Source organism: Asanoa sp. NPDC050611 (assembly GCF_040654855.1).
GTDB lineage: Bacteria > Actinomycetota > Actinomycetes > Mycobacteriales > Micromonosporaceae > Asanoa.
The window spans coordinates 1-1,197 of record NZ_JBFAIU010000703.1 but is presented as its reverse complement, the minus strand read 5'-3'; the positions used below and the strand labels follow the sequence as shown (position 1 = coordinate 1,197).

The window sequence follows — 1,197 nt, the reverse complement described above, 5'->3', positions numbered from 1 at the left end:
TTGTCGGCCTCGGCCCGCACCGCGAGCTGAAGCGAGTTGTCGTCGTCGGGCTTGATGGAACTTCCCGACGGCCGCTGGATCGAGATCGACGCCGAGGGGTACGCCGCCGGCTAGAACGGTCGCCGGGGCCAGGTCGTCGGATCGGTCGGGTCTCCGGCCCGCGTGATCCCCTCCAGGACCGCCGTCGCGATCGGGTCGTCCGGGCCAGCACCACGCAGCGGCATGCCGACCATCACGACCAGGTCCGGGCCCAGCGGGCGGGTATTGAACTGGATGACGTCCCGGAGGCTGACAACCGGTCGCGGCGTCGAGCCGTCCGTCGCGCCCGGTTCGGGCGTGCGGGTCGTGTCGGCCCGGCCCGGCGCATCGGTGGTCCCGGACGGGTCGGGCGTCTCGGTGTACGACGGGTCGGGCGTCTCCGTGTACGACGGATCCGGGGTGTCGAGGCGCGACGGGTCCGGCGTCCCGGGGTCCGACGGATCCGGCGTTCCCGGGACGGAGGCGGGGCCGGACGGCTCCTGCGCCCGGGTCTGGTAGCGGAGCTCGATCAGCCGGTCCCCGTAGGACACCTGTAGGCCGCCGGATCGCATGTCCGCACCGGGCGCGTCCGCCGCGACGGAGCCGCCACAGCTGACCAGCCGACCGCCCGCGGGCGCACGCGGAACGCGGAACGGCACCGAACAAGCGGTCGTGGTGTCGAGCCGGACCGCGTCCGCGAACGCCGTCAGGTCCGCGACGTCGACCGCCGACGGCCGCGCCGACGGCTCGGACCCGTCCTCCGACGTGAAGCCGGACGCGACGAGCCCGGCCTGCGCGGTGAGTCCGGGCGCCGGGTGCCAGGTGACCCACCGGTTCGGACCCCAGTCGAACCGCTCCTCCGCGAGCACGGCGGGCCGGCCGCCGACCGTGACGGGCGAGGTCGCGTTCGGCACGGTGGCGTTGTCGAACTCGTCCGGCTGCTCACCGCGCCACAACCGCACCCGGCCCGAGATGTCGACGTCGCCGGCCGACATCTGGACGTCGATCTCCTCGACACCGCCCCGGGTCGCCATCCAGTTGACCGATCGCACGGGGAACGGCGCCCACGACACTCCGAACCGGAGCGCGGTGGGGTCCGTGCCGACCAGGTCCGGGCGGGTGGCGGCGCCGTCCGCGCCGGCCGCCGTCGGCAACGGCGGCACCCCGTCCCAGGTCACC

General features: G+C 74.7%; 1 pseudogene. It reads right to left on the bottom strand.

Annotation, left to right across the window (positions count from 1 at the left end):
- Positions 1 to 110 precede the first annotated feature (110 nt).
- Positions 111 to 1,197, bottom strand: a pseudogene (locus AB0H87_RS41955) (hypothetical protein); the annotation flags it as partial.